We start from the raw sequence: 26,348 nt of genomic DNA, 5'->3' as shown, positions 1-26,348 counted from the left end.
CGCGAGACCGCAACTCAGTGGAAGTTGCGCGCGCTGACGTCCAGGCTGCCGAGCCAGCTTGAGACGTCCTCCACCTTGCGCGCCACCAGATGGGTCACACGGTCCGCGCGCTGGGTGTCGCCGCTGACGATCAACAGACGGGTGCCGAGCAGCGCCTTTCGGTAGCGCTCGACGATGTTCTGCCAGCAGACCACGTTGATGTGCCCGTATTCGTCTTCGAGGGTCACGAACATCACACCCTTGGCTGAGCCGGGGCGCTGGCGCACGGTCACCAGACCCGCCAGTCGCACGTGGCTGCCGTTTGGCCGGCTGGACCAGTCGGCCGACGTGATCACGCGCCTGGCCTCGAGGCGGGGCCGGAGCAGGGCGAGCGGGTGCGTGCCGAGCGTGAGCCCGGTGCTGCGGTAGTCGGCCAGGGTGTTCTGCGCGTCGCTCGGCGCCGGCAGCTCGAGGCGCTGTTCGCGTTGGCTCGCGCCGTCGAGCATGCCGGGCAGGGACTCGATGCCGAGCACCTGCCAGCTGGCGTTGTGGCGGTGGCCAGCGAGCGACTGCAGCGCGCCGGCGTCGCTGAGCGCCTGCCGATCGCGGCGGTCGAGCGCGGCGACGCGGGCCAGGCTCGCGACATCGGGGATGGGCTGGGCAGCGCGCGCGGCGACGATGCGCTCGGCGGCGGCCTGCGGCAGCCCGGCCACCAGGCGCAGGCCGAGTCGCAGGGCGTGGGTGTGCGCGCGGGCCCTCGGGTAGACGGTGTTCGCCGCCGGTTCGGGGAGCGCCTCGAGGCTGTGGTCCCAGCCGCTGCGCGTGACGTCGATCGGGTGCACCACCACGCCGTGGTTGCGGGCGTCGCGCACGAGGTCCGAGGGTGAGTAGAAGCCCATCGGCTGGCTGTTCAGCAGGGCGCAGCAGAAGGCGGCCGGGTGGTAGTACTTGAGCCAGCAGGAGGCGTACACCAGCAGGGCGAAGCTCGCGGCGTGGCTCTCGGGAAAACCGTAGGCACCAAAGCCCTTGATCTGGTTGAACACGGCTTCGGCAAAGTCGCCGGGGTAGCCACGCTCGTACATACCGGCCATGAGTTGCTCGCGAAACTTCTCGACCTTGCCGTGCCGGCCCCAGGCCGCCATCGAGCGGCGCAGCGCGTCGGCCTCCCCGGCGTTGAAGCCCGCTGCGACCATGGCAATCTGCATGACCTGTTCCTGAAACACCGGTACGCCGAGGGTGCGCGACAACACCCCCTCGAGCGCCTCGGAGGGGTAGATCACCGGTTCGAGGCCCTGGCGACGCCGCAGGTAGGGGTTGACCATACCGCCCTGGATCGGCCCCGGCCGCATGATGGCCACCTCGATAACCAGATCGTAGAAGGTGCGCGGGCGCAACCGGGGCAGCATGGTCATCTGTGCACGCGATTCGATCTGAAACACCCCGACGGTGTCGGCCTTGCACATCATGCCGTAGACCTGATCGTCCTCGGGCGGCAGGCTGGCGAGTGTCCAGCGCTCACCCGTGGTGCCCTCGACCAGCGCGAAACACTTGCGCAGGGCGCTGAGCATGCCGAGTGCGAGCACGTCCACTTTCAGCAGGCCGAGCGCCTCGAGGTCGTCCTTGTCCCACTGGATGATGGTGCGATCGGGCATCGCCGCGTTTTCCACCGGCACCAGGGTGTGCAGCGGGTGCTCGCTGATGACGAAACCGCCGACGTGTTGCGACAGGTGGCGGGGCATCCCGACCAGTTGCCCGAGCAGGTAGAGGAAGCGCTGGACGATCGGCGCTTCGACGTCGAGCCCGAGCTCGGCCAGGCGTTCGGGGATCGCGCCGGTGCCGTCCCACCACGCCATCGAGCGGGTCAGGGCGTCGATCTGGTCGGCGGCAAAACCGAGCACCTTGGCGAGTTCGCGCACCGCGCTCTTGCTGCGGTAGGTGATCACGGTGGCGGCGATGGCGGCCCGTTGCCGACCGTACTTGCCGTAGAGGTATTGGATGACGTCCTCGCGGCGCTCGTGCTCGAAGTCGACATCGATGTCCGGGGGTTCGTTGCGCTCGCGCGAGATGAAGCGCTCGAACAGCAGGCTGCCCTGGGCAGGGTTGACCTCGGTGATGCCCAGGCAGAAACACACCGCAGAGTTGGCCGCCGAGCCCCGCCCCTGACACAGGATGCCCTGGCGCCGCGCAAAGGCGACGACGTCGTGGACGGTCAGGAAGAAGTGCTCGTAGCCGAGCTCTGCAATCAACGTGAGCTCGTGCTCGATCTGGTTGCGGACGCCGTCCGGTGCGCCGTCGGGCCAGCGCTCGGTCGCGCCAGCCTCGGTCAGCGCGCGCAGGTGAGCGCTGGCGTCGAGCCCCGCGGGCACGAGCTCGGACGGGTAGACGTAGTGCAGGTCGCGCAGCGAGAAGCGGCAGCGCTCGGCCAGCGCCACAGCGCGTCGGATCACCGCGGGCGGGTAGAGGGCGCGCAGCGTGTCGACGGGGCGCAGGTGGCGTTCGCCGTTGGCGTGCAGGGCGCGGCCGGCGGTCTCCAGCGTGCAACCCAGCCGGATGCAGGTCATCGCGTCCTGCAGCGCACGCCGTGAGCGGCAGTGCATGTACACGTCGCCGGTGGCCACCGCGTGCAGGCCAGTGCGACGCGACAGGATGTCGAGTGCACGCACGTGACGAGCGTCGTCGGCACCGTGGTGCAGGGCAAAGGCGAGGTGCGGGTCGTCGAGTGCGCGTGCACACCAGCGCGCGAGACGCGCGACCGGACGCAGGTCCGCGGCCGCGTGTGCGCCGAAGTCGGGTGGGACGAACACGGTGCTGCACCCGCGGGCGTGCCGCGCGTAGTCGTCGAGCCCGAGGCGGTAGTGGCCTTTCTGAGCAGCGCGGCGGCCGGCGGTGATCAGCGCACACAGGTTGCTGTAGCCTGTGTGGTCGCGTGCCAACAGCAGCAGCCGGCAGCCGTGCTCGAGCGCGAATTCGGCGCCGACGATCAGGCGCACGCCGTGGGTCTCCGAGGCTTCGAGCGCGCGCACGATGCCGGCGAGCGAGCAGGCGTCGGTGATCGCGAGGGCGGTGTAACCCCGGGCCCGGGCGGTCTGAAACAGCTCGTCGGCAGACGAGGCGCCGCGCAGGAAGCTGAAGGGGCTGTGGCAGTGCAGTTCGGCGTACATGATACTGTTTATCTATACAGTATTCAGCTGACTGAGTCCACTCGCCACACGGCTGCCGGTCCACAGCGGCGGGTGCGCGCTGGTGCGGGCGCTTGCCGCTGTAACACGGGCGACGCAGTGCCACGGGGCCCGGCAGCCTGACGCGGCAATTCGCGCTGAAAGTGTGAACCACCGCGCGCTTTCCGGAGGCGTCCCGCGCGACCCTGTGGCATGGTCTCCCGTCGCGACAGCAGCGCGTGCCTCGGTCTGCTCTGCCTGGTGCTCGCCATGGCGGTCGCCGCGCCGGTGCGCGCCGCGGCCACGTTCGAGCGCACCCTTGCCAACGGCTTCGACATCGTGGTGCAGAGCGCGCCGGCGCGGCGCGTCGGCGACCGCATCGCACTGCGCCTGGTGGTGGACGTCGGCGCCGCCGACGAGCAACGCGGTCAGCGCGGTTGGGCGCATCTCGTAGAACACCTCGCGTTCCTCGGTGCGGGCCGGTTCTCGCGCGCCGACATCGACGCGCTCTACGACCAGCCCCTCCTGCGGCACGGTCGCGATTTCAACGCCTACACCGCAGCCCACCACACCGTGTACACCGCGAGTGTGCCGCGCAACCGCCCCGACGTGCTCCGGGACACGCTCGCGCTCATGGCCGCCTGGCTGTCGGACCTGCATGCCGCACCTGACGCGGTCGCGCGCGAATCCCGGGTGGTGCAGGCGGAACTGCTCTCGGCTGCCTCGCACCGACAGCGCAAGGCCGACGCCGCGTGGTCGGCCCTGCTCGACGGCGGCACCGCCCCCTCACCGGACCGCGTGCACCCCACGCTCGACCCGGCCGACCCCACTGCGCTGCGGCGGTTCTGGGCCACGCACTACCGCGCGTCACGCGCGGCGCTGGTGGTGGCCGGCGACGTCGACGGCGAACAGGTGCTGCGCTTGGCGACCGACGCCTTCGACGGCCTCGCGTCGGGGGGCGCCGCCCGGCCAAACCCGGTCTCGCTTCACCACGACGCGACCGGTGCGCCGCCGGCCGTGCTGATCCAGCGCAACCCGGCGCTGGACGAACCGCAGTTGGTGCTCGGTCTGCTGAACCGCGGCACGGGTGTCGCGTCCGCAGCCGAGGTGATTGCGGTGGAGAGCCTGGTGCATTGGTGGCATCAGACGGCGACGGTGCAGCGGCGGTGTGGGCCCGTGTTGCGCGAATGGTTACCGCTCGCGCACGGGGGAACCGGTGCGTTCTTCGTGGCCAACGTGGGGCCTGGCCGTTTGCCAGGGTGCCTCGACGCACTCGAGACCGCACTCGCACGTGAGCTCGCCGCGCTGGATGGGCCGCGCTGGGCCGTGCTCGCGGATGCCCTGCACGCTGCGCTGCGCGGTGCACACTGGTACGCCGCGCCCTCGTCCTCGGCACACCTCGCCGACACCACGGTGCGGTACCGTCTGTCCGGCCTGCCGGCGTCCGCGGTCGGCGGGCTCGGCGAGGCGGTGCTGACACAGCTGGCTCGCCTCGGACCGGCTGACGGTCGCGCGCTGATTCGGGCCACCCTGGCTAACGCGTCGTGGGTCGCGGCCTTCGAGACCGGCAGCGAGACAGCCACGCTGCCCGCGGTTCCGGTGCTCCGCGCCGCGCTGGACCGCATCGCGGCAGCCGAACCGACGCGGGTCGGTGCCGTGGCGTCGCCACGCTCGTCGACCCCGTCCGGCCGTGACCGTTCGCCGCCAAGGGAGCGGCCGGTGGCGCGGCTGGTCGACGAGGCGGTGTCGGTCAACGGTGCACGCGTCCTGCACCTCGCGAGCGGCGTGCAGGTCCACCACGTGCCGTCGGTGCACCCGGATGACCCGGTTTCAGTCATGGTCATCAACCGCAACAGTCTGCTGCACGCGGGCCCGTCACTCGCGTCCTCGGCGCGCGCCTTGCCCGACCTGTTCGAGTTGATGCAGCGCGACACGGACACGGGCGACGGACCGCTGCGGCGCGCGCACGCAGCGGGTGTGCGCGCGTCGGTGTTCGTGGAGCCGACCCGGCAGGGCATGGTGCTCGAACTTCCGGGCGCGGGGCTGGATGCGGCCTTTGCCGTGATCGGTGACTGGTTCCGCGTCGGCGCGGTGCCGGCTGACGCCGGTGCGGTGCAATCGGGCCGCTTGCAACACCGCTGGTCGAGCGTGCGCTCGGACAACACCCGCCGCCTGCGCGACCTGCTCAACGCCTCGCTCTACGCGGTGCCGCCACTCGACACGCACGCGGTACCGACCCGGGACGTGCTGCGGGCGGCCCACACGGTGTTCTTCGCCAACGCGGTCGAGACCGATGTCATCGTCGTCGGCGCTGTGCCGGCGCCGTTGCTGCGACACCTTGCCAGACAGCACCTCGGCGGCCTGGTGTTGCGACGCACCGACGGTGCCGTGCGGCTCGAACCGAAACCGGCCAACCGCCTGATCCGGGTGTCGACCGGGGCGGAGCTCGCCGACATCAGCGTGCACTTTCTGCAGAATAAGGACAACGGCGTCGACACCGACGCGGCGCACCTGATCGCGTTGCGCACGGCACTCGAACGTCAGCTGTGGTACCGGCTGCGCGAGCAAGACGGGCTCGTCTACCAACTCTCGGTGCAACTGTTGCGTCGCGCCTACGCGCGCGGCGGCGCGAGTGTGGTGGTGCGCACCCAGGCGGACCCGGTCGACGTCGACCGGGTGCTGAGGGCACTCGATCAGACGGTATCAGCCTTGCAATCGGCACCCGTCAACCCGGCGCCGTGGTCGCGCTTGCGGGCGAGGTGGTTGGCGGACCGTGACGAGCGGCTAAGCAGCAACCTCGGCGTCATGCACGAGTTTGCCCTGTTGCGCGAGCACGGCTTGCCGTATGCGGCGGTGTCGAGGGTATCGGACACGCTGGGTCGCATCGACGCGTCGGCGCTGGCCGACTTCAGCCGACGTTATTTCAATGACGCGGGGCGGGTGGCGCTGATCATGGGGCCGCGTGCCGACCGGGCGGCACGCCGTGTGCCGCCGGACCTGTCACGTCGCCCCGACTGAGTCAGAGGTAGGGGTTGGAGGCGTTGCTCTGCTCTTCGATCGCGCGGGTGGCGTGGGCGAGTTGCCCGTAGCTGCGGATGCCGCGCTTCTCCAGGGCTTTCGCGAGGCGCAGGTACACCTTGCCGGTGGTGCGGGCGATCGATTCCGCGCTGTCGAGCCGGGGCTCGATACCGAGCTGCTCGGCGATCAGGTAGAGGCTGAAGCCGTCGGCCATCGGCATCGCGAGGCGGGCCATGCTGGCGGTGTCGGCGATGTTGGCCGATTCGAGCACCTCGCGCTGGACGTGGCCGAGCTTGCTCAGGGTGCGTTCGGCGTCGTGCAAGGCGACCACCGTACCTTCGCTGAAGCGCGCCAGAGCGAGCGGGTCGGGGCCGCCCGCTTCATCGTCCGGGGAGTTGAGCCACTGGGTTTCGAACTCGGTGCGCGCGGTCGACTGGATGCTGCCGTCGACGAGACGCACGGCCGCGAGTGACATCTGGCCGTCGGTCTTCTCGCCGCTCGGCGAGGGCAGGGCGAGCAGGCCCACCGCGGTGCACACTTGCGTGGCGAGCGGGGGTTCCGGGGTCCGGATGCTGCCGGCCTCGATGCGGTCACCGAAGTCGTACGCGCCCTGGGCGCCGCGGTTGGAACCGAGCACCGGCGGCTCGCAGAGCGGCAGCGCCACACGCAGGTTCTGGCCGGTCCGGCTCTCCTCGAGCCACGCGCGGCCGCTGTGGCGTTGCAGCAACTCGAGCAGGCTGGCGCTGCTCGCCTCGTTGCCGCGGCGGGCACTCGCCATGGCCAGCGCGCGGAAATCCTCCTGTCGCAGGGTGCCATCGCCCCAGTGCAAGGAGACCATCAACAGGCCTTTGTCGGCGCGCGCCGAAAGGCTGGTGACGTGGCTGTCGTAGTCGCGTGCCAGGGTTTGCACCACGGCCGAGAAGCCCTGCACCATGGCGAAGCCGTCGGCCCGCACCCAGGTCTCGGCCGGCAACACGGCACTGAGCGGCAACTCGGTGTTGTGCTCGCGCCCAAGGCGCTGGTTGATCGCGGTCAGCAGGTCGCTCGCGAGAATGGGCTCGAGCGGCCAGGTTTGCTCGAGCAGGTCGGATTGCTGGAAGCTCAGGCGCTCGAGGTGTTCGCAATGGCGTCGCACGTCGCGGCCCAGCGCCTTCACCAGGCCGCTGTGCTGGCGGGACTCGACCGTGCGGGAGAGGCTGTCGAGGCCGGTGCGCAGGCGCGTCAGCATGTTGCGCGTCTCGCGGGTCAGGCTTTGCAACAACAGGTCGCGGCGCGTGCTGATCGAATGCTGCAGCGTGACGTCGTCGAGTGTGAGGATGAACCCGGTGATTGCCTCGGCGGGGCTCGGTGCGTGTTCGGCACCCTCGACCACCGGCGCCATCTGCACGCGCACCAGCGTGCCCTCGTGCGAACTTGCGTTCAGCACCGCGCGCGCGTGCAGCTCGCCGGCATTCAGTCGGTGGCGCAGGATCGAGAGGCCGTGCTTGATCAGTTCCTGATCGAACAGCTGGAAGATCGACCCGCCGAGTTCGACCTGGTTGGACTCCTCGCCGAGCAGGTCGCGGGCGCGCGAGTTGAACAGCAGCAACTTGCCGTGGACGTCACACACCATCACACCTTGCGCCAGCTCACCGATCATCGTGGTGAAACGGGTGCGGTCGCGGGTGCTCACGCTGGTGGCACTGGCGAGGTTGCTGTTGAGTTCGTCTTGCCGTTGCTGCGAACGGATCAGCATTTCGCTCGCCGTGTTGACCAGCTCGCGGGTCTCGGGCGGCGCTTCCTCATCGAAATCGAGTTCGTTGGTGTGGCCCTCGACCGCTTCGCGCAGTTGCAGGTTCAGCTTGCGCATGGTGCGCAGGTGTTTGCTGAAGTAGGCGCCGAAGAAGATGACCGGCAGCAGCGCAGCGCAGGCCAGCAGCACCGTGATCAAGTTCTGCCGCGGCTCGAGCAGGGCTTGAATCTGCTCCTTCTCGAAGGTGCTGAAGTCGAGCCAGAGCAGGAACGCGGGCACCGCGGTGACCAACGCAATTGAGAGGCAGGCACCGGCGGTGAGTTGAATCAGGCGTCCGCTGAACATGTGTCTTCCCTCTGGTGGACGGGCAGTGAATCGATGAGCTCGATGAGGCGGTCAACGCCGAAGGGCTTGCGCAGGATGTGGTCGACGCCGGCCGCGTTCAGCCGGGCGCCCTCGCTCGCGAGCCAGTTCGCGGTCATCACGGCAACCGGCACCTCCGGTGCGCGCCGCTTCAGCGCGTGGCTGAGTTGGGCAACCTGTTCTTCCCCGTAGCTGTCGTCGAGCAGCACGATGTCGGGCGTCACATGGTCCAGTTCGCGCAGCAGCGCGTCGCTGCGGATCGGGCGGTGGGCGTTGTAGGGCAACGCCTTGAACAGGGCTGTCAGGCATTCGCAAAACAGCGCATCCGGCGAGCCGTACAGGACGGTCGTGTGGGTCTGCGGGTCGGCCATGCGGGTCTGATGACTCTTATGAGAACGTTGTCAGCGCCCCAATGATAGTCAATGGGATCAGAGCTGCAGGCCGCGGTGCGCTTTTTTTGACGCCGCCGCAGGACAGTGGCGGCACGCTGCCCCAGCGACTGCGGCGCGGCCCCGGGTCGGGCCGTGGAACCGGGGGTCGGAGGTGCGTCGGGCGTACCCGGGTTGCGGCCCGGGGTCGGGTGTTGCGACGCGTCCGGCGGGGGTGAAGGTGTCAGCCGAAGCGGCCGTGGACGTACCAGTCGCGCGGTGCGTCGCGGCGTTGGAAGACCCAATAGCGCAAGCCGGTGCTGTCGTGTGCGATGTAATAGTCGCGGCGCATGTCCGGCGCCGGGCGCCCGTCCTGACACTGGCCGCCCCACCAACCGCTCTCGAGCCGTTCGGGGCCGGACTCGAGGGTCAGACCGGCCGGTGCCGGTTCGGGCGGGTCTATCAGCCACAGCGGGCGCGGTGGCCAGCGCACGGGCTCGGCGCCCGCGGACGCCGGGTTGTCGAGGTGCGCACGCCAGGCGCACTCGGGTCGGTTGTCGTCGACCGTCTCAACCTGGTACACGGCGTCCTCGCCGAGGCGGGCGCGCAGGTGTTCGATCGCGCTGCGCCGTTCGACCGCGCTGCGCCCGGGGTGGTGGAACAGGTCGTCCCCCCCGCGTGCGACCGCCTCGAAACGGTCGCAGCGCAGCCGGAGGGCACGCACGGGCTCGGGCAGTTGCAGCTGTTCGAGTTGGGTGCGCGCGACGTGCAGCAGGTGGGTGGCGTTGCCACTGGCCTCGAGCAGGCGCACGTGCAACTCGCTGTCCGGCTCGCGCGGGTGGCCAAGCGTCAAGCGCACACTGCTGACACCGCAATCGCGCCCGGTGAGCTGGGCACCGAGGGTGTCGACGAGCCGTTTGAGCGGGAAGCCCAGGGCCGCGGTGTTGTCGATTTCCTGCAGCAGGTCGAGCCGCTGGTCGAATCGTCGGGGTGGGGAAAAGCGCGGGCGCGGGTCGGCAGCCTGGCCGCGCAGCCGGTCGAGGTAGTCGCAGCACGCCGGGTCGAAACGCCGCGCAAGGGCGTCGCGCGGCAGGGCCAGCAGGGCACCGGTCTGGCGGATCCCGCATTGCTGCAGGGCCCGCAGGGTGGCGGTCGGCAGGTCGAGTTGCTGCACCGGCAGGGCCGACAGCACGGTGTCGAGCGCGGCCGCGTCGAGCACCGGCGGCAGGTCGCACCGGACCGCAAGGCGGGCCGCCAACGGCGTGGGTGCGAGGCCGCAGCGGTGCCGGTAGCCGAGGGCCTCGAGCCCGGACGAGACGGCCGCGAGCAGGCGGTCGAGGTCGCCAAACAGTTTCAGGCTGCCGCCGACCTCGAGCAGCAGCGCCGTGGGCGGCAGCAGGGACAGTTGCGAGGAGAATTGCCAGGCCCAGAGCGCGAGGCCCTCGAGCTGTTGTCGCTCGCGCTCGGCGTCGTGGGCGATCAATTGCAGGTGTGGCACGCGTGCCAGCGCGGTGCTGACCGCTTGCCCGGTGCGCACGCCGACCTCGCGGGCCTCGCGGTTGGCGCTGTGCACCCAGCGGCGCGGGCCGTGGTGTTCGACCAGCGCGCGGGCGGGCTGGTCGCCCGCGTCACTGGCGAGGGTGTCGAGCAACAGGGTCGGCGTGCTGAGGCAGAGCCAGAGCGCGGGCATGTCAGCCGTCGTTGGCGGCGTCGGGTGGCAGGCCGGCGAACGGCAGCGCCTCCTGCCGGGCCGCGTGGGCGGTCAGTGTGGGGGACGGCAGCCGGTGCTGCGGCAGCCGTTGTTGGGGCAGCCCTCGCTGCGGCAGCCGTTGCTGCGGCAGCCGTTGCTGGGGCGACGGCGGTGCCGCCGGTTGCTGGGAGCACGGCGCTGCGCCAGGCCCGCCGAGGCTCAGGGTGCCGGGGTTGGCACCGCGGCATTTGACCACCTGCAGTTGGGCGGGGCGCCGACGGCGGGCGTCGGCGGGCTGGTAGTGCAGGCGCAGGGCGGCGGGCGACGCGGTGTCGAGGGTCGATTCGGGGCGGTAGACCAGGGCCCAGGCGTCGTGGCCGGCTTCGGCGGCGAGCTGCAGGCGGCGGAGCTGGGTGGTGCTGGCGTGGGGCAGCCAGCTCAGGACCGCACGAAACCCGCCGGAGCGCAGCAGCTGCTCGGCGGCCCAGGCCGCGTCACGGGCGTGTTCGGGTTGCACGATCAACACGCGTGACAGGGCCACGCCGGCGCGCGCCAGGGCGGGTGAGTAGGGCAGAAAGGGCGGGGCGACCAGGGCGACCCAGTGCGCCTCGGCCGTCAGGCGCCGCACGCTGGGCAACACCAGGGACAGCTCGCCCCCGCCGGGCGGCGGGGTGAGCAGCTCCGTCAGGCTGCCGAGCGGCCAGCCGCCGCCGGGCAGAAAGGCATCGAGCCGGCGGTCACCGGTGGGGGCGGTGCGCTGGCCGTGCGGGTGTTGGCGGCCGCGCCAGAGTCGGGGCTGCGCCTGCAGCAGTTGTTCGAGGGAGGACACGGCGGCACACAGCTCAGCGGGGCGCTGTGCGGGCGCACACCGAGGCGGTGCGCGCGGGGCTGGCAGGGTGAGGGCATCCCACGGTGAGCACCGGTGCGTGGCTAGCCGGCGACGCGGAGCACGCCGGCGTAGAGCCCCTCGATGCTCAGGTGTTGCTCGCGCAGGTCGACGGTGATCGGGTCGTAGTCGGGGTTTTCCGCCAGCAGACGGACCGTGTTGCCGCGCTTCTGGAAACGCTTGACCGTGACCTCGTCGTGGTCGACGCGCGCCACCACGATCTGGCCGTTGTGGGCCTCGTGCGTGCGGTGCACGGCGAGCAGGTCGCCGTCGAGGATGCCGACATCGCGCATGCTGTCGCCCTGGACGCGCAGCAGGTAGTCGGCGCGCGGGCTGAACAGGTGCGGGTCGACGCGGTGGAAGTCGTCGATGTGTTCGTGCGACTCGATCGGTGCGCCGGCCGCGACACGCCCGATCACCGGCAGGCCGCCGCTGGCGTCACCGAAACCGCTGCAGTCCGGGCAGTGCTCGCGCGCGAGCGGGGTGATGACGATGCCGCGCGAGTTGCCCGGGATCTTCTCGATCATGCCTTTCTTGGCGAGCGCCTTGAGGTGGTCCTCGGCGGCGTTGGCCGAGGCAAAACCGAGTGCACTGGCGATTTCGGCGCGCGTGGGCGGCATGCCGTCGTCGTGGATGGTGCGGCAGATCAACGAGAGCACTTGCATCTGGCGTTCGGTCAGGGGGCGCATGAGCACGTCCGGTTGCTGTATCTGTGTTTATGTACAGTACTGTGTTTCGCACAGTAGGGCAAGCGCCGCCGCGGTGCGGTCGACGGTGCCGCCGGGTGCCACGCACGGCCTGCACCCCTACAATAGCGGGCTTGCTCACAGAGGGGACGCCCATGACACGCCACCGGCCGCTGTTCTTCGCAGGCAGTCCGCTCGACCGCGCCGACCACCTGCGCGGCGACGCCGACTGGCTGGAGCGCGCCGCGGGCGACCCCCACAGCCACCTGGTGCTGACCCACGGCGACGACATCCTGGCTGGCGAGGACAGCGAGCAGATTCTGCTGCCGCGCGCGGCCCTGCCGACGCTGCCGATCAGCGCGTTTCTCGGGCTGTGGAGCGGGGAACCGGTGTTCGCGGCCGCAGTGGACGAGCCGCCGCTCGAACGGCCGCGCGCGCTCGACATCCGCGTGATCGGCCGCACCCTCGACCGCGACCTCGCGGCCGTCGCCGCGCACGCGCGGGCGCTCGCCGTGTGGCGCCGTCGCACCGGCTTCTGCCCGGCGTGCGGCACCGCGCTCGAGCACGCGAGCGCGGGCCACTCGGCCCACTGCCCGGGTTGCGGCACCGACCAGTTCCCGCGCGTGGACCCGGCGGTGATCATGCTGGTGCACGACGGTGGCGACCGCGTCCTGCTCGGCCGCAGTGCGCACTTTCCGCCCGGCATGCAGTCGGTGCTGGCGGGCTTTGTCGAGCCCGGCGAGAGCCTCGAAGAGGCGGTGGCGCGCGAGGTCTACGAAGAGGTGGGGGTGCGGGTGCGCGACGTGCAGTACCGCGGGTCGCAACCCTGGCCGTTCCCCCAGTCGCTGATGCTGGGTTTCATCGCAGAAGCGCGCGAAACGGCCTTGACCGTCAACACCAGCGAGCTCGAGTCGGCCGCGTGGTACACGCGCGACGAACTCCTGCGACCGTCCGAACAGCGGCCGGTGAAGCTGCCGCGCGCGGTGTCGATCTCGCGCGAGTTGCTCGACGACTGGCTGCAGCTGGGCTGAACGGGCCGCGAATGGCCGGGCCGCCGCACACAGGGCTGCGGCGCAGGGTCGTGCGGTGGGGCGTGTTCACGCGGCGCGGCGCGCCAGGTCCCCCGCGCGACGGCGTGACTGCCGCACCCGCTGGGTGAGACGCGAATCGGACTTGCGTTGTTGCCGTTGCGAGTGGCGCTTGTCGTCGGCAGGCGGGCGGATCGGTGTGCTCACGCGGGTTCCCTCCCCGTTCGGAACAGGTGCCTTATCTAGCACGCAAGTTCCGGTCCGTCAGCCCGACAGCGGCGTTGCACGCGACCGTGCGGGGTCGGCGCTCAGGTGCGGCGCAGCCAGCGCGGCGCCGCGTCGACGATGGCCGCCAGACGCGGCTCGGCTTCGAGTTCCGTGAGGGCTGCTGTGTCGTGCAGGGCGAGCGGGCCCGCAGCCAGCGCGCGCTCGACCAGCGCGTAGAGCGAGTCGGCGTCGGTGTCCGAGGCGCCGGCGTGTTCCTCGAGCATCTCGATCTGGCAGGCGCGCCGCTCGGCGCGCCACGCGTCCGGCGTGGGCAGGTCGGCGAGCACCTCGATTTCGATCAGGGTGTCGCCGAGGAATTCGGTCTGTTGCGCCGTGAGAGACGCGTCGTACGGGGCGGCGAGGGCCTCGAGACGCTGCTCGATCAGCGCGCGCGCGGCGGTGTTCTCGCCGAGGCGTTCGCCGAGTGAGGCGAGCAGCGCGGAGGCGTCGACAACCTCGCCTCGGTGGTGGTCACCTTCGAGCGCCGCACAGGACTGGGCCACCTCGGCGAGGGTGTGCAGCCGCGCCAGCTTGCGTTGGCGCGGGGCGTCGCGCTGCGCGTCCTGCAGGCCCTGCATCAGTTTGGCGGCGTCGCGCTCGAAGGCCTTGCGGTCCCGGAGCGGCAGGGTGTCGAGTTGCGGTTGCAGGGCCTCGAGGATGTCCTCGGCCGCACGGGCGCGCTGGCTCAGCGGCTGGTTGCCGTCCGCGGCGAGCGCACGCAATTCGCTGAGGGCGTCGCGGGCGGCCGACACCCGCGCATCGGATTCCGCCTGCTGACTGTCGCGCCGCGCGCTGCGCCGAGCAAACAGCGCGTCCATCGGCTTGCGAAACCGCTTCCACTGCTGCCGCTGCTGTTTGGCGGCGACCGGCCCCACCTGTTTCCAGGCGTCCTGAAGCGCGATGGCGCGTTGGATCGCCTGATCGAGGTCGGCGTCCTCGGCGAGCGCTTCGGCCTGGCTGATCAACGCCTCGCGCGCGTCGGCGTTGCGCTGGTGGCCGCGTTTGATGGCCTTGCTGAGCTTGTCCATCATGCTGTCGAAACGCTTCTGGCACGCGCGCGCCTCGCTGTGCCGAACGGGGTAATAGTGCCGCCATTCGTCGCGGCTGGCCCGCATCGCGCGGTTCAGCGTGTCGAGGTCGGGGTTGTCCCAGTCGATCGTGTCGATGAATTGCGCGAGTTCGTCCGCGAGGCGCTCCCGTTCGCGCAAGTTCTGCGCGCGCGCGCTCTGCTGGCGCTCATGCCAGTCGGCGCAGTGGGCAAACGCCGCCTCGGCCGCGCCGAGGAAGCGCTCGCGCAACGGATCGCCCTCGTCGAGCGGCACGGCGCCGACGGTACGCCAACTCTGGCGCAGCGCCTTGACCGCCTCGGCCTGGGCGTCGGGGGCCAGGGGTTCGTCGCGCAGGGCTTCGATCTTCTCGCACAGCGCTTCGCGGTTGGGGCGCGCGCTGAATTCTTCCCAGTCCTTGAGCTGCTTCAACGCGCTGCGGGGGGCCGAGAGTTTGCGCTCTGCGGTACGCGCGGCCGCCGCACCGAGTTGCGGTAGCAGCGCGTCGATGTCGCGCGAGGCGTGCAGCGCGCTCTTGAGTTGCTTGCGCTGCACGTGGCCGCGCAAGCGGTGGATCAGGCGGTCGAGCTTGCGCGCGGCCTGCTGGTGCACCTCATCGCGCCGTTTGACCTCGGCGGCGAGGGCCTGACCGTGCGCGACCAGCCCGGCCAGCGCCGCGGGTTGCTCGGCCGACGTCGGCCAGTCGAGCCGCGCCAGCCAGTCGGCGAGTTGGTCCTGCTGTGCGGCGATCGCCTCGGGTTCGAGCTCCGCCGAGATGTCGGTCTGGAGGAAGGCCGCGATCGCCTCGCGTTCGGCGTCGAGCAGGCGGTGACAGGCGAGCGCCGAGGCGATCGGCGCGACCGTGTCGGTGAAGCGAATCTCGAGGTCGGTGTCGAGCCGGTCGGTCGGCAGGCCTTGCCAGCGCGTGTGCGCGGCCGTCAGCGCCGCTTCGAGCGCGTCGGCGGACTGCATGTCGAGTCCGGCACAGGCAGAGACAATCTCGTCGAGCAACGCGTCGGCGGTCGCGCGCTCGGCGGCGTTCAGCTGCGGGTCGAGCACCGCGGGCGCGCTGTCCGGCGCGGGGTCGGGTGACGGCACCTGCGCAGTCTCGGCACCGGTCACCGGCGTCGCGGTCGACGGGATTGGCTCGGGCGCCGTGTCGGCCTCGGGTACCGCGGCATCGCGCTCGAGCTGCTCTGCGCGCTGCACACAGCGCCGGATGTTGCGCTCGATCACGTGGCGTTGGTCGTCGCCAAGCCTGTCGACAAGATCGTCGAACTGGGATTGCACTACCTGCACGCGCGCCGCGTAGTCGACCGTGTCCGCGCTGTCGATCAACTTGGCGCTGGACGAGATCAGCCGGTCGACGCGTTCGGCGGCCTCCTCGGAGGCCGTCTGTGCGGCCTTGAGGTCGCGCTGTTTGGCGCGCACCAACTGCTGCACCGACTTGTCACGTGCGGATTTCGCGAGCTGTTGCAGCTGCCCGGGTTCGTCGATGAGTTCGGCCGCGGCGAGCCGCACGGCGGCGATGCGGTGCGTGCCCGCGATGTCGAGGGCGAGACTCGGGTCATCGCACTGGGCCACCAGTGCCGCAACGGCGCCGGCCGCGGGCAGTTCGAGTGCGAGCTGGCGCCGGGTGTCGGCGTCGCGCGCGTGTCTGAACAGCAGCGCGGCGATCTCGCGCTCGTCGGCGGTGTTGACCTGGTTGAAGAGGTCGTTGAGCAACGCGCCCCGCACGTCCGGGTCCGTTTCGCGCACGAGCATCTTGCAGAGTTGATCGCGCAGCCCGATGTGGCGGATGGCGGCGAGTCGGACGGTCGGGTCCTCGTCCTCGCTGAAGGCACGCAGGCGCGACAGCTGCTCCGGGTTGGCGCTGCTGAGCGACTCGATCTCAGCCAGCTTCCGCTCGGGCGATGAACCCGAACGCAGTCGACCTCGGAATAACTTGCTCAGCATGCGTGGACGGCCTTGTGGATAGCATTCTGCACCGGTGCGCGCAGGCGCGATCCCGCACGGGGTCAGCGCCCGTCTAGGATACGCGATTTGGCCAGGCTTTTCGGCGTTCTCGCGGGTCGGGGGGCCGACACCGTCACATCCGGTGACCACTGAGCACATTTGGGTACGGTGTGAGCGGATTTGGTCACGGCGATGCAGGGTGCATGGCGTAGAATCGCGCACATCCAACGGGTATTGAAGGAGTGTGACGTGGCGCAACTTGAAGGGCTGGCGCACTGGCGCTGCGACGTCGACGCGGCGGGCGTGGCCTGGTTGGTCATCGACCGGGCAGGCGAGGACACCAACACGCTTGGGCGCGACGTGCTCGACGAGTTCGGCCGCGTGCTCACGGCGCTCGAGGCGGACACCCCGGCCGGCCTGGTGCTGATGTCGGGCAAGGCGTCGGGCTTCATCGCGGGCGCGGACATCCGCGAGTTCGACCACCTGACGTCGGCCAGCGAGGTCACCGCCGGGATCACCGAGGCCCACGCGCTGTTTCAGCGCTTCGAGGATCTGCGCTGCCACAAGGTCGCGGCGATCGACGGCTTCTGCCTTGGCGGCGGTCTCGAACTCGCGCTCTGTTGCGACTACCTCATTGCCACCGACGACCCCAAGACGCGTATCGGCCTCCCGGAAGTCAAACTTGGCATATTCCCGGGTTTCGGCGGCTCCGTGCGCCTGACCCACCGGATCGGCGCGGCCAAGGCCATGCCGCTGATGCTGGCGGGCAAGTTGCTCAAGCCGTCGGCGGCGCGCGCGCAGGGCGTGATCGACGCGGTCAGCAAGCGCCACGGCAGCCTGCGCTGGGACGCGCTGAATGCGGTGCAGCGAAAGCGCAAGAGCGTGCACCCGACGCAGCTCGAGCGGTTGACCAACAGCCGTCCGGCGCGCGAAGCGCTGTCGCGTGTCATGGTCAAGCAGACGGCGGCGAAAGCCCGGGAAGCGCACTACCCGGCACCGTTTCGCCTGATCGAGAGCTGGCGCGCCCACGGCGGCGACAAACGCGCCCAGTTCGCGGCCGAGGCCGATGAGGTCGGCAAGCTCATGGTCGGCCCGTCGGCCAGGGGTCTGCGCCGGGTGTTCAACCTCATGGAGTCGCTCAAACGCTCGGGCAAGACGGTCGACTTCCCTGTGCGTCGCGTCCACGTGGTCGGCGCCGGTGTGATGGGCGGAGACATCGCCGCCTGGTGCGTGCAGCAGGGCCTCGAAGTCACGCTGCAGGACCGCGAGATGCGTTTCATCGAGCCCGCGCTCAAGCGCGCGCACAAACAGTTTGCGCGGCGCCTGCGGGGCGGGGCGCTGGTAGCGGCCAAGGCGCGCTTGATCCCCGACCTCGAGGGCAACGGGGTACCCCGCGCCGACGTCGTGATCGAAGCGATCATCGAGGACGCCGAGATCAAGCAGACGCTGTTCAAGGCCCTCGAGCCGCGCATGCGCGCCGACGCGGTGCTCGCGACCAACACCTCGTCGATCCCGCTCGAAAGCCTGACGCCGGCGTTGCAGGACCCGACCCGCCTCGTCGGCCTGCACTTCTTCAACCCGGTCGCGAAGATGCCGCTGCTCGAAGTGGTGCGCGGCGACCAGACCGACCCGGTTGTGGTCCAGCGCGGCCTCGCCTTCGGCCAGCGCATCGGCAAACTGCCGCTCGCAGTCAAGTCGAGCCCGGGCTTCCTCGTCAACCGCGTGCTGTCGCCGTACATGCTCAAGGCCGTCGACCTGCACCTCGAGAAGGGCATCAAGCTCGAGAACCTCGACGAAGCCGCGCTGCGTTTCGGCATGCCGATGGGGCCGGTGGAGCTCGCCGATGTGGTCGGCCTCGACGTCTGTCAGAAGGTTGCCGAAACCCTGAGCGCGCCCGCCGCCTTGCAAGCACGCATCGGTGAATTCGTCAGCGCCGGTAAGCTCGGCAAGAAAAGCGGGGAGGGCAACTACCGCTGGGAGAAGGGCAAGGCGGTCAAGCAGCCGTTCGACGCCGACGCTGCCGCGCTCGACGAGATCGAACAGGCGCTGCTCGAACCGTTTTACGACGAGTGCCAGGCCTGTCTTCGCGACGGCGTGGTCGAATCCGAAGACGAACTCGACGCCGGCATTGTCTTCGGCACCGGCTTCGCCCCCTTTCGCGGTGGACCGCTGTTCCACCTCTCATCAGGAGATCACGCGTGAACACTGGAACCCTGCGACCGGTCGCGATTGTCGGCGGTGTGCGCACCCCGTTTTGCCGCTCCAACACCGCCTACAGCGAGCTCAGCAACAAGGACATGCTCGCCACCGCGCTGCAGGGCCTGAGCGCGCGTTTCAGCCTCAAGGGCGAGCAGATCGACGAGGTCTTCGCCGGCGCGGTGGTCAGCCACTCGCGCGACTGGAACCTCGCGCGCGAGGCGGTGCTCTCGACCGATCTCTCGCCGCTCACGCCGGGTGTGACGCTGCAGCAGGCCTGCGGTACGAGCCTGCAGGCTGCAATGGTGTCGGCTGCGAAGATCGCGAGCGGCCAGATCGACTGCGCGATCGCCGCCGGCTCCGACACCACCTCGGACGCGCCGATCGTCGTCGGCGACAAGCTGCGCGCCAGGCTGATCAAGCTCGGCCGGGCACGCTCGCTCAAGGCACGGCTCGCGGTGTTCAAGGGCTTTGGCCTGCGCGAACTCGCGCCGGTGCCGCCGGGCACCGGTGAGCCACGCACCGGCCTCAGCATGGGCCAGCACTGCGAGCTCATGGCGAAAACCTTCGGGGTCTCCCGCGAGGACCAGGACGCGCTCGCACTGGCCTCGCACCTGAAGGCGGCGGCGGCCTACGACGCCGGTTTCATGGACCCGCTGCTGACCCCCTGCGCGGGCGTGCTGCGCGACAACAACATGCGGCCCGACAGCACCGCCGAGGCGCTCGCGGGGCTCCGCACGGCCTACGACAAGTCCGATGCCGGCACCTTGACCGCGGGCAACAGTACGCCGCTGACCGACGGCGCGTCGTCGCTGTTGCTGGCGAGTGAAGAGTGGGCGCGCGAGCGCGGCCTGCCGATCCAGGCCTACCTCACGCACTCGCGCCACAGCGCGGTCGACTTCGTCGCTGGCGAAGGGCTGCTGATGGCACCGGCGGTGGCGGTTTCGGAGATGCTGGCGCGTGCGAACCTGTCGCTTCAGGACTTTGACCTCTACGAAATCCACGAGGCCTTTGCCGCGCAGGTGCTGTGCACCCTGAAGGCCTGGGAGTCGGACGACTACTGCCGCGACCGGCTCGGGCGCGATGCGCCGCTCGGCGCGATTGACCGCAACAAGCTCAACATCAAGGGCTCGAGCCTCGCCGTTGGTCACCCGTTCGCGGCGACCGGCGCACGCGTACTCGCAACCGGCGCGCAGGCACTCGAGGAGCGTGGCAGCGGCAAGTGCCTGGTGTCGGTCTGCACCGCCGGGGGCATGGGTTGCGTCGCCGTGCTCGAGCGGTGAGGGCGGCTGCTCGCCTGGCGCGGGCGCCCGCTGGTTGGCTCGCCGTGCTGGCGCTGTGTGCGGTTTGTGCCTCGGCGACGGCGTCCGACCGCCACGTCAACCGCGTGCAGTTGTCGAGCGACGCGTCCGAGGAAGTGCCGAACGACCGCGTCGAGGTCACCTTGCACGTCGAGCGGCAGGCCGACGACATCGCCCGCCTGAACGCCGCGCTCAACCGCGTTGTCGCGGCGGCGGCCGACGTGGTCAACGACGAACCCGCGGTCGATCTGCAGACCTTTCCGGCCGGCAGTTGGCCGCACCACGACCCCAAGACCGGGGCCCTCCGCCACTGGCAGGGCCGCCAGCGAGTCCGTCTCTCGAGCGACGACTTCGTCGCCACCCAAGCGGTGTTGCAGGTGCTGCAGGAAACGCTCGCTGTCGCCCAGGTGCGCTATCGCCTGAGCGACGCCGCCGCCGAGGCTGTTGAAGACGACCTGATCCGTGCGGCGCTCCTCAAACTCAAGCAACGCAGTGCCCTGATCGCCCACGAGATGGGCATGTCCGAGGTGCGCTTCGACCTGATCTCGGTCGACACCGGTGGCGGGGCGCCGCCGGTGCACCACGGCGAGTTCGTCGCCATGGCGCGGGCCTCGGTCGACACCGCGCCGACCCTCGAAGGCGGGTCGACCACTGTCACGGTGCGCATCCGCGCGGACATCGCGCTGCTGCCTTGAGGCGACCAGCGCACCGGTGTCGGTGGGTTTCGGCACGCGCGCGTCGTAAACTTGGCGCAACACCGCTGCAGAGCGGCGTGATTGGCGTGCCGATGGACGCGGCTCGTCTATCCTTTTGACTCCGGTGTGGCCGACCAGCGACCGCACACGGCGGCACCCCGTTTCGACACCCGCAGCAGTAGACCGATCCTTTGGCACAGGCTAAACGCGTGAGTCGCACGTCGACTCCCAAAAAACGCGGCGCGACCAAGCGCAGTACGAACCGACGGGCCCTGAGCGCCCGGGTCACGCCCACGTTGAAGCTGCCCCACGTGCCGGCGGAGGCGGTGACACGCGTGCAGCAGGGCATCCGCGAAGGCACCTCGATCGCGCTGTTTGCACTCGCGGTGTACCTGCTGGCGTCCCTGCTGAGCTACCACGTGAACGACCCGGGCTGGTCGCACACGGGCATCCACGCCGACGTGCAGAACATCGGCGGCCGCGCGGGTGCGTGGTTTGCCGACATCACCTTCTACCTGCTCGGCCACATGGCTTTCGCGATCCCACCGATTGCGGCCTACGGCGCGTGGTTGCTGTTCCGCGACCGCAAACTCGATTCCGGCTCCTACCGCGTGATGGCGATGCTGCGCTGGATCGGGGCTATCGGCCTGGTGCTCGCGGGCTGCGGCCTCACCACCATCCTCGTTGCGACCGAACCGGGGCAGTTGCCGCCCGGCGCGACCAGCGGCGGCATTGTCGGCGCCTGGATCGGCGGCGACCTTGTCTCGACCTTCCAGATGCTCGGCGCCTGCCTGCTGTTGGCGTGTCTTTTCATGGTGTCGGTGACGCTCTACACCGGGCTCTCCTGGTTCTTCGTGCTCGACGTGATCGGCGGTGCCACGCTGCGCATCGGCGAGCAGCTTCGGCTCTGGGCGATCGACAGTGGCCGCGGGCTCGGCGAGAGTGTGTCCGTGTGGCGCGAGGAGCGCGAGACTGCGCGCGCCGAGGCGCAGCGGCTGCAGGACGTGGTCAAGAAGGCGCCGGCCCGCAAGGCCCCACGTGTGGCCAATGCGCCGGCGGACCCTGCACCTGCGGTCAGTGAGCCGGTGTTGCCGGCGCTCGCGGACGACGTCGACGACGGCCCGGTGATTGCGCCGGCCGCGCCGAGGGGGGGCGGGCCCAAGGTGTCGCTCGCGGCTGCGCCAAGCGCGCCCAAGATCGAGAAGAAGGCCGGCCCGATCAAACCGAGCAAGCGCAGCCTGCGCGAGAAGCAGGGCAAGCTCTTCGGCGGCCAGGACACCCAGGTGCCGCCGCTCGACCTGCTCGACGCCGCGGCCGAGCAGACCGCGGGCTACTCCGACGAAGCGCTCGCCAGCATGTCGCAGCTGCTCGAGGAGAAGTTCGCGAGCTACAACGTCTCGATCAAGGTGGTGGCGGTGCACCCGGGCCCGGTCGTCACGCGCTTCGAACTGCAGCTCGCGAGTGGCGTGAAGTCCAGCCAGGTGTCGAACCTCGCCAAGGACATCGCGCGGTCACTGTCGGTGATCTCCGTGCGTGTGGTCGAGGTGGTGCCGGGCAAGACCACCGTCGGCATCGAGGTGCCGAACACCCAGCGCGAGATGGTGCAGCTCTCGGAGATCCTGCAGTCCGACACCTACGAGCAGAAGGAATCGCCGCTGACCATGGCGCTCGGCAAGGACATCGCCGGCCGGCCGGTCACGGCAGACCTCGCGCGCATGCCGCACCTCCTGGTCGCGGGTACCACCGGGTCGGGCAAGTCGGTCGCGGTCAACGTGATGCTGCTGTCGCTGCTGTACAAGTCGAGCGCGAAAGACGTGCGGTTGATTCTGATCGACCCGAAGATGCTCGAGCTCAACATCTACGAGGACATCCCGCACCTGCTCGCGCCGGTCGTGACCGACATGAAGGAGGCGGCCAACGCGCTGCGCTGGAGCGTCGCGGAGATGGAACGGCGCTACCGGGTCATGGCCGGCCTCGGCGTGCGCAACATCGCGGGCTACAACAAGAAGATCGAGGAGGCCGAGAAGCGCGGCGAGACGATCCTGGACCCGACCTGGAAGCCCGACCCGAACGGCCTGGACGAGCGCACCGAGGCACCGGCGCTCGAGCGGCTGCCGTACATCGTCATCGTCATCGACGAGTTCGCCGACATGATGATGGTGGTCGGCAAGAAGGTCGAGGAGCTGATCGCGCGCATCGCGCAAAAGGCGCGCGCCGCGGGTCTGCACCTGATCCTCGCGACGCAGCGCCCCTCGGTCGACGTGATCACCGGCCTGATCAAGGCCAACATTCCGGGCCGCATGGCGTTCCGCGTGTCGAGCAAGATCGACAGCCGCACGATCCTCGATCAGCAGGGCGCCGAGCAGCTGCTCGGCCACGGCGACATGCTCTACCTGCCGCCGGGCAGCTCGACGCTCGAACGCGTGCACGGGGCCTTCGTCGACGACCACGAGGTGCATGCGGTCTGCGAGTACCTCAAGACCCACTTCGAAACCGACTACCACGAAGAGATCCTGCACGAGTCGATCGCCTTGCCGGGTATCCCGAGCGACGGCGGCGACGGTGACCTCGAGTCCGAGGGCGATGCACTCTACGACCAGGCCGTTGCCGTGGTCACCGAGTCGCGCAAGGCCAGCATCTCCTACGTGCAGCGCCGGCTGAAAATCGGCTACAACCGCGCCGCGCGGATGATCGAGGACATGGAGGCCGCCGGCGTGGTCAGCCCGGTGGGGCACAACGGCCAGCGCGAAGTGCTCGCGCCGCCCCCGGTCAGCAGCTGACGGGATGACTGCCGCAGGTACGCCTGCGGGGAACGCCCGGCAGGCGCCGCCGTCCAACCCAAACGACCGCCCTTGTGTGTGAGAGGTCCAGCCATGAACTCCGCTTTTCGACGTGCCATCGGTGTGCTCGCCACCGCCGTGCTGCTCAGCGTTGGCCTCGTGGCCCGGGCGGCCGACGGGGAGGGTACAAACAGCGGTGATGAGGTACCGGCCACAGGGGTCGACCGCCTGCGGGCCTACATCGTCGCCGGGGAGGTGTACCACGCCGACTTCGTGCAGTCGGTCTACAGCGAAAGCGGCGAGCTCGTGCGCGAGTCGAGTGGCGACGTCTCGATTGCGCCGCCCAACCGCTTCCGCTGGATCTACCAGGTGCCGTTTCCGCAACTCATCGTCTCCAACGGCGAGCAGCTCTACCTCTACGATGAGGACCTCGCCCAGGTCACCGTGTACGACAGCAACTCCGCGCTTAAGTCCTCGCCGACGATGCTGTTCCGCGACCCGGAGTCGCTTGAGCGTAGCTTCGAGATCCGCAGCCTCGAGAGCAACGACGGTTACGCCTGGGTGGAGCTGCGGCCGCGTGACGAGGACGCCGATTTCGAGGCCGTGTACGTTGCGCTCGATTCGAGCGGCATGCGCGTGCTCGAGATGCGCGACAAGCTCGGCCAGGCGACCCAGATCCGCTTTGACCACCTGCAGGTCACGACGTCGGTCAACGACGCGCTGTTCGAGTTCGAGATCCCCGACGGCACCGACGTCATCCGTCCGTAGCGGTGCCGCCGTCGGGCGGGTAGAGTGCGGGGCGTGTGCCGCGCCCGCTCCTCGCCATGAACGACCCCCAAGCCTCCCTGCTCGACGCGCCCGCGGGTGACGACGCGCGGCCGCTCGCAGACCGCATGCGGCCGCGGCGCCTGGCCGAGTACGTCGGGCAGGGGCACCTGCTGGCCGAGGGCATGCCGCTTCGCCACGTCTTCGACGGCGGCGCCTTGCACTCGATGGTGTTCTGGGGCCCGCCCGGCACCGGCAAGACCACGCTCGCGCGTCTGCTCGCGCACACCGGCGAGGCCGAGTTCGTTGCGCTGTCGGCCGTGCTGTCGGGCGTCGCGGACATCCGCGCGGCTGTCGCCGAAGCCCGGCAGCACCGCGCCGCGGGCCGCCGGACGGTGTTGTTCGTCGACGAGGTGCACCGCTTCAACAAAGCCCAGCAGGACGCCTTCCTGCCGCACATCGAGGACGGCACGGTGGTGTTTGTCGGGGCGACCACCGAGAACCCGGCCTTCGAGCTCAACAACGCCTTGCTCTCGCGGGTGAGGACATACGTACTCAAATCAATTGGGCCCGAGGAGATCGTCGCGCTGCTGCAGCGTGCGCTCGACGACCGTGAGCGCGGCCTCGGGTCGCTGGGCCTCGTCAGTTCATCGACCGCACTGGCCGAGGTGGCCCGGGCCGCCGACGGCGACGCCCGCCGGGCGCTGAGCGTGCTCGAACTGGCCGCGCAGATGGCACAGGGCGGTGCGCTCGACGAGACCGCCGTGGCCGAGGCGCAGCGCGGCACGCTGCGGCGCTTCGACAAGGGCGGTGACGCCTTCTACGACCAGATCTCGGCGTTGCACAAGTCGGTGCGCGGGTCTGACCCGGACGCGGCGCTCTACTGGCTCTGCCGCATGCTCGACGGCGGCTGCGATCCGCACTACGTCGCCCGGCGGGTGGTGCGCATCGCGAGCGAAGACATCGGTAACGCCGACCCGCGCGCGCTCGACCTGAGCCTCGCGGCCTGGCAGAGCCTGGAGCGGCTCGGCAGCCCGGAAGGCGAACTCGCGCTGGCCCAGGCGGTGCTCTATTGTGCGTCTGCGGCCAAGAGCAATGCGGTCTACACCGCCTACAAGGCGGCGATGGCGTGCGTGCGCGAGCGCGGCTCGGACCCGGTGCCGGAATCGCTGCGCAACGCCCCGACCGCGCTCGCTGCGGCGCTCGGGCACGGCGACGGCTACCGCTATGCCCACGACGAACCGGACGCTTTCGCCGCGGGCGCCGAGTACTTCCCGCCCGCGCTCACGGGCACGCGGTTCTACCAGCCGGTGCCGCGCGGGCTCGAGCAGCGCATCGGCGAGAAGCTCGACGCACTGCGCGCGCGCAACGCCGAGGCGCGCGACGACTGAGCTGGCTTTTTCAACCGAGCACACCCGGTTGGCACGGAAATTTTTTTTGACACGCCGCTGACGCAACGCCGTCATTGCGGGGCGGGCGAGGCGTTGCCGACGCCGGCCAGCGACGGCACGGCTTGCCGCACAACTGCGGTCGTGGATGCGAAACTGCCCCGATCTTTTTGATTCTCCAAGGCCGCCCACACCTGCCCGGACTCTGGCACCAAATTTTCTTTAGCAGGCCAGGTCGGTGGCTCCCGTCTTCACATCGTCAAGATGATCAAGTATCGGAATTCATCGCCGCTAAGCAACCTGAGGCGGCGATGCGCATGCTGGGCCAGACGCATCCGAGAGCGACAATTTTTGGTGGGAGTGCATGTCAATGCGTAGGGATAAGCTCGAAAACGAGCAACTGTGGAGGCCGGACGATCTGGTGCTGGCACCCGAGGATCTCGAGCAGATTCTCTACATCGAGGACGCACGGCGTTTGCAGGCAGGCATCGCATTGCTGAACGTAGAGTTACAACGTCTGTTCGAAGAGTCTCGGCACCCACACAACGACTGATCCCTGACCAGTCGAACAAGAGAACCCGCCGTGTCGGACACCGCGGGTTTTTTTGTGCCCGCATGTTACCGCTAGCGGCCGACACCAAGACACCTGAGCCCGTGCCTGTCTTGCAACGCACGTGTGCTTAGTGCCATCCCATTCGCCGCGTCTTGCTTTGCCTGCGCGGCCCGGCAATGACGCGGCTCCCACCAAGACTTCGTGATGCCACCAGCCTCCTGCGAGAGTTTTGGCCCGGCAATGACACAGCTCCCACGAAGAACTTCTTGATGCCACAGACCCCCCTTGTGGGAGTTCTGGCCTGGCCTGGCCGGGCCGCGCAGGCGCAGCCAGTCGGGACGAATACGGCGGCGTCGATGCAAAGCTCGTCGCACCACCCCTTCGCCGTGTCTTGCTGTGCAAGGACGCGGCTCCCACGGCAAGTCTGAGCCTGCCGCTGTCCCCCGTGGGTGTTTTGGCCTGGCCGGGCCGCGCAGGCGGAGCCAGCCGGGAC

At 69.7% G+C, this 26,348-nt stretch carries 17 protein-coding genes; 9 read left to right on the top strand and 8 right to left on the bottom strand.

What is annotated here, in order from left to right; genetic code table 11:
- Positions 1-14 precede the first annotated feature (14 nt).
- Positions 15-3,140, bottom strand: coding sequence for an error-prone DNA polymerase (locus AAGA11_15145; protein ID MEM9604202.1), 3,126 nt, complete (start codon positions 3,138-3,140; stop codon positions 15-17).
- A 210-nt stretch (positions 3,141-3,350) separates the two neighbouring features.
- Between AAGA11_15145 and AAGA11_15140 the strand changes: the two genes are divergently transcribed.
- The gene (locus AAGA11_15140; GenBank protein MEM9604201.1) at positions 3,351-6,155 is read left to right on the top strand and encodes an insulinase family protein; all 2,805 of its coding nucleotides are present in this window, start codon (positions 3,351-3,353) and stop codon (positions 6,153-6,155) included.
- 1 nt (position 6,156) lies between these two features.
- On the opposite strand, the gene AAGA11_15135 is transcribed toward AAGA11_15140, so the two are convergent.
- From AAGA11_15135 to lexA, 5 genes are all read right to left on the bottom strand, one after another.
- Positions 6,157-8,232 (bottom strand): hypothetical protein, encoded by a 2,076-nt coding sequence (locus AAGA11_15135; protein MEM9604200.1) that lies wholly within the window; start codon positions 8,230-8,232, stop codon positions 6,157-6,159.
- On the bottom strand, positions 8,214-8,621 hold the full coding sequence (locus AAGA11_15130; GenBank protein ID MEM9604199.1) for a response regulator: 408 nt from the start codon (positions 8,619-8,621) through the stop codon (positions 8,214-8,216). Before AAGA11_15130 ends, AAGA11_15135 begins: the two co-directional genes overlap by 19 nt.
- A gap of 241 nt (positions 8,622-8,862) precedes the next feature.
- Positions 8,863-10,308: a DNA polymerase Y family protein gene (locus AAGA11_15125; protein ID MEM9604198.1), complete on the bottom strand. Its 1,446-nt coding sequence runs from the start codon at positions 10,306-10,308 to the stop codon at positions 8,863-8,865.
- 1 nt (position 10,309) lies between these two features.
- On the bottom strand, positions 10,310-11,137 hold the full coding sequence (gene imuA / locus AAGA11_15120) for a translesion DNA synthesis-associated protein ImuA (protein ID MEM9604197.1): 828 nt from the start codon (positions 11,135-11,137) through the stop codon (positions 10,310-10,312).
- Between the two features lie 101 nt (positions 11,138-11,238).
- Positions 11,239-11,883, bottom strand: a complete 645-nt coding sequence (lexA, locus tag AAGA11_15115) for a transcriptional repressor LexA (GenBank protein ID MEM9604196.1) — start codon at positions 11,881-11,883, stop codon at positions 11,239-11,241.
- Positions 11,884-12,035: 152 nt separating this feature from the next.
- Between lexA and nudC the strand changes: the two genes are divergently transcribed.
- Positions 12,036-12,911 (top strand): NAD(+) diphosphatase, encoded by an 876-nt coding sequence (nudC, locus tag AAGA11_15110; GenBank protein MEM9604195.1) that lies wholly within the window; start codon positions 12,036-12,038, stop codon positions 12,909-12,911.
- Between the two features lie 66 nt (positions 12,912-12,977).
- Here nudC and AAGA11_15105 read toward each other — a convergent pair whose 3' ends face one another.
- The gene (locus AAGA11_15105; GenBank protein MEM9604194.1) at positions 12,978-13,115 is read right to left on the bottom strand and encodes a hypothetical protein; all 138 of its coding nucleotides are present in this window, start codon (positions 13,113-13,115) and stop codon (positions 12,978-12,980) included.
- Between the two features lie 101 nt (positions 13,116-13,216).
- Positions 13,217-16,177, bottom strand: coding sequence for a DUF349 domain-containing protein (locus tag AAGA11_15100; protein MEM9604193.1), 2,961 nt, complete (start codon positions 16,175-16,177; stop codon positions 13,217-13,219).
- Positions 16,178-16,426: 249 nt separating this feature from the next.
- Here AAGA11_15100 and AAGA11_15095 point away from each other — a divergent pair, with 249 nt between their 5' ends.
- The 7 genes from AAGA11_15095 to AAGA11_15065 all read left to right on the top strand — a co-directional run bounded on the left by AAGA11_15095 (position 16,427) and on the right by AAGA11_15065 (position 25,855).
- Positions 16,427-18,379 (top strand): 3-hydroxyacyl-CoA dehydrogenase NAD-binding domain-containing protein, encoded by a 1,953-nt coding sequence (locus AAGA11_15095; GenBank protein ID MEM9604192.1) that lies wholly within the window; start codon positions 16,427-16,429, stop codon positions 18,377-18,379.
- Positions 18,376-19,656, top strand: coding sequence for an acetyl-CoA C-acetyltransferase (locus tag AAGA11_15090; protein MEM9604191.1), 1,281 nt, complete (start codon positions 18,376-18,378; stop codon positions 19,654-19,656). Before AAGA11_15095 ends, AAGA11_15090 begins: the two co-directional genes overlap by 4 nt.
- Positions 19,653-20,369, top strand: a complete 717-nt coding sequence (locus AAGA11_15085; GenBank protein ID MEM9604190.1) for an SIMPL domain-containing protein — start codon at positions 19,653-19,655, stop codon at positions 20,367-20,369. Before AAGA11_15090 ends, AAGA11_15085 begins: the two co-directional genes overlap by 4 nt.
- Positions 20,370-20,665: 296 nt before the next feature.
- Complete coding sequence (locus tag AAGA11_15080) at positions 20,666-23,149, top strand: DNA translocase FtsK 4TM domain-containing protein (protein ID MEM9604189.1); 2,484 nt, start codon at positions 20,666-20,668, stop codon at positions 23,147-23,149.
- Between the two features lie 93 nt (positions 23,150-23,242).
- Entirely contained in the window at positions 23,243-23,917 is a 675-nt protein-coding gene (gene lolA, locus AAGA11_15075) for an outer membrane lipoprotein chaperone LolA (protein ID MEM9604188.1), read from the top strand.
- A gap of 56 nt (positions 23,918-23,973) precedes the next feature.
- Positions 23,974-25,305 (top strand): replication-associated recombination protein A, encoded by a 1,332-nt coding sequence (locus AAGA11_15070; GenBank protein ID MEM9604187.1) that lies wholly within the window; start codon positions 23,974-23,976, stop codon positions 25,303-25,305.
- A gap of 367 nt (positions 25,306-25,672) precedes the next feature.
- A complete protein-coding gene (locus tag AAGA11_15065) occupies positions 25,673-25,855 on the top strand; it encodes a hypothetical protein (GenBank protein ID MEM9604186.1) in 183 nt (60 codons plus the stop codon).
- The last annotated feature ends 493 nt before the right edge of the window (positions 25,856-26,348 follow it).

The organism is Pseudomonadota bacterium (genome assembly GCA_039196715.1).
In the GTDB taxonomy this organism is placed as follows: Bacteria; Pseudomonadota; Gammaproteobacteria; order CALCKW01; family CALCKW01; genus CALCKW01.
Note: the sequence above shows the minus strand (reverse complement) of the source record. Positions and strands in the feature narration are given on the sequence as shown.